The organism is Bacteroidota bacterium (assembly GCA_018831055.1).
Taxonomy (GTDB): domain Bacteria; phylum Bacteroidota; class Bacteroidia; order Bacteroidales; family B18-G4; genus M55B132.
The window spans coordinates 1-2,900 of sequence record JAHJRE010000329.1 but is presented as its reverse complement, the minus strand read 5'-3'; the positions used below and the strand labels follow the sequence as shown (position 1 = coordinate 2,900).

The 2,900-nt window shown below is 49.4% G+C and carries 2 protein-coding genes; one reads left to right on the top strand and one right to left on the bottom strand.

Annotated features, from left to right (window positions below):
* The first annotated feature begins 366 nt into the window (after positions 1 to 366).
* Positions 367 to 579, top strand: a complete 213-nt coding sequence (locus KKA81_17440) for a dodecin family protein (protein MBU2652714.1) — start codon at positions 367 to 369, stop codon at positions 577 to 579.
* A 630-nt stretch (positions 580 to 1,209) separates the two neighbouring features.
* Here the strand turns inward: KKA81_17440 and uvrC are convergent.
* Positions 1,210 to 2,900 (bottom strand): excinuclease ABC subunit UvrC (gene uvrC, locus KKA81_17435; GenBank protein MBU2652713.1); only part of this gene is annotated, 1,691 nt, incomplete at its 5' end.

Sequence of the window (2,900 nt, the reverse complement as noted above, 5' to 3'; positions counted from 1 at the left end):
TGGGAACTGGTTGCAGGGGGCTGGGGGCTGGGGGCAGGGGGCAGGGGGCTGGGAGCTGGGAGCTGGGGATGGATTGTGGCTTGACTATTTTATTGAAATTTATTAATTTTGGTTAATTGGTGATTTGGAGAGATTGGGGCTGGGGACTGGGGGGCTGGGAACTGGGGGCTGGGGGGAAGTTGCAAGATACAGGTTGCAGGGGGCAGGTTGCAGGGGGCAGAGTATAGGGTAAGGAGCAAAGGGGTTGACAATGGTATCAATTAAGTGATGAGTTTTCAGCCTGCAACCTGTAACCTGCAACCTGAAGCTTTCTGATAAACATTCAAAATACAAATACGAAGTATTAACCATTAATTCTTATCCATCATGAACGACAGCATTTACAAAGTCATTGAGATCATCGGTACCAGTGAGATATCCTGGGAAGATGCGGCCGCCAGGGCAATAGAAAGAGCTTCCAAGACCCTTCACGACCTGCGCATTGCAGAAGTCTCCGATATGGACCTTAAGATCGAGAACGGAAAAGTAGTAGCGTACAGGACGAAGGTCAAGGTTTCGTTTAAGTTTAAAGGAGAGTGATGATCGGAGATCGGAGAGAGAAGATCGGAGAATGAAATCGCAGAGTGATGATTGTAGATCGGGGAATGATTAATAGGGTTGATGTTTTTCTTGATATTCCTCGCTGGGGTTTTTTTACGTTCATCGCACTGAGTAATGAAAGAGGTTCCTTTCGTCCCTCTTTCGCTAAACGAAGGAGGGATATCCTAATGGTTTGCAGGAAGGGTTATATAACATGCGACCCCTCCGGGGTCGGTTGTTGTGTGGGGTTATCCGGGCTATAAACATGCGACCCCTCCGGGGTCGTTGGGATACAGGGACATCCGGGATTTCTCTCTTTTGTCCTTTTGCACGTTTATCGCATCGCGTACTGAAGGAGATTCCTCCCTTGGGGCTTTTTTTACGTTCATCGCATCGCGTACTGAAGGAGATTCCTCCCTTCACTCCTTCGCTTCGCTCAGTCGCTCCGGTCGGAATGACAATCCCGCTCTCGCTCAACAGGGGAAAAAAAGGGGGTTGCGTGGCGCTCTTCAGAAAAACAACTGAGGGATCTCCCAATACTTTGCGGTGGCGCTCTTCAGAAAAACAACTGAGGGATCTCCCAATGGTTTGCCAAAACTCATATATGAACAGGAGGGTTACACTAAACCCTTACATTTTTAAAGCCTTCACCACCACCTCTGCTTTTGCTTTCCCGATGATCCTGGTCAGTTCTTCGGGGCCGGCTTCGCGGATGCGTTTTACGGATTTGAATTCTTTAAGGAGTTTTTCGGCGATGACGGGGCCGATGCCGGGGATGGAGGTGAGTTCGGTTGTCAGGGTTTCATTCTGGCGCTTTTTGCGGTGGTGGGTGATGCCGAAGCGGTGGGCTTCATCGCGCAGGTGCTGGATGATTTTGAGGGATTCTGAGGTTTTGTCGAGATAAATGGGATAAGGGTCATTGGGAAAATAGATCTCTTCCAGCTTCTTGGCGATGCCGATGAGGGTGATCTTTCCTCTCAGGTTCAGCTTTTCAAGGCTTTTCAGGGCGGCATTTAGTTGTCCTTTGCCTCCGTCAATAACGATGAGCTGGGGCAGGGGTTTATTTTCTTCCAGGAGGCGTTTGTAGCGACGGTACACGATCTCTTCCATGGAAGCAAAATCATCGGGTCCCTCAACAGTGCGGATATTGAAATGCCGGTATTCCTTTTTATCGGGTTTTGCATTGCGAAAGCAGACCATGGCAGCCACCGCATGCTTACCCTGGATGTTGGAGTTATCAAAACATTCGATATGCACCGGCTGTTCCTGCATCCGGAGGTCCTTACGCAACTGCTCCATCACCCTCTTGCTATGCCTTTCGGGGTCCACCAGTTGCAGTTGTTTCATCTTTTCCAGGCGGTAATAGGTAGCGTTGCGCTGCGAAAGGTCGAGTAGTTCCTTCTTATCCCCTCTTTGCGGGATGTGGAAACTCACCCCGGGCAGGTCCATCTCCGGATCGAAAGGCACGATGATTTCCGTGGAATCACTGCCGAAACGCAGACGCAGCCCGGTGATGACATGGGCGAGGATATCTGCCGGGGCCTCATCCAGTTTCTTCTTCACCTCCACCGTGTGCACCTGGACAATAGCCCCGTTCACTACCCTCAGGTAATTCAGATAAGCCGAACGGTCGTCATCGACATAGGAAAAAACATCTACATTGCTGATCTTCGGGTTGACAATGGTTGATTTGCTCCTGTATCCTTCCAGGAGTTCCAGTTTCTCCTTTACAATATGTGCCTTTTCAAATTCCATGGCGGCTGAGTATTCCTGCATAAGCTCCTTCAGTCTGAGGATGACCTGGTGGGTGTTTCCGCGAATGATCTGACGTATCTCACCAATTCCTGCATCGTACTCTTCTTTTGACTGAAAACCCACACAAGGGCCTTTGCAGTTGCCAATATGGTATTGCAGGCATACCCTGAACTTCTTTTTCTCAATATTAGATTGGGTGAGGTTCAGCTTGCAGGTGCGCAAAGGATAAAGCTGGCGGATCAGCTCCAGCAACACGTTCATAAGTTTTACGGAAGCATAGGGTCCGTAATATTCCGAACCGTCGTGAACCACGTTCCGTGTCGGGAAGACCCTCGGAAAAGGTTCTTTTTTAATGCATATCCAGGGAAAAGTCTTATCATCCTTAAGTTGTATATTGTAACGGGGCTGATGCTCCTTGATAAGGTTATTCTCCAGGAGGCGGGCATCCAGTTCGCTACTGGTGACCGTATGGCGTATATCGGCGATCTTTTTCACCCGGACAAGCAGTTTACCGGTCATCTGGCTGTCGCGGTTGAAATACGAACCAACCCTTTTCTTCAGGCTTT

Bases quoted from the DNA above. Each gene is read 5' to 3' on its own strand.
- KKA81_17440 (MBU2652714.1), top strand. From the start codon at position 367: ATGAACGACAGCATTTACAAAGTCATTGAGATCATCGGTACCAGTGAG.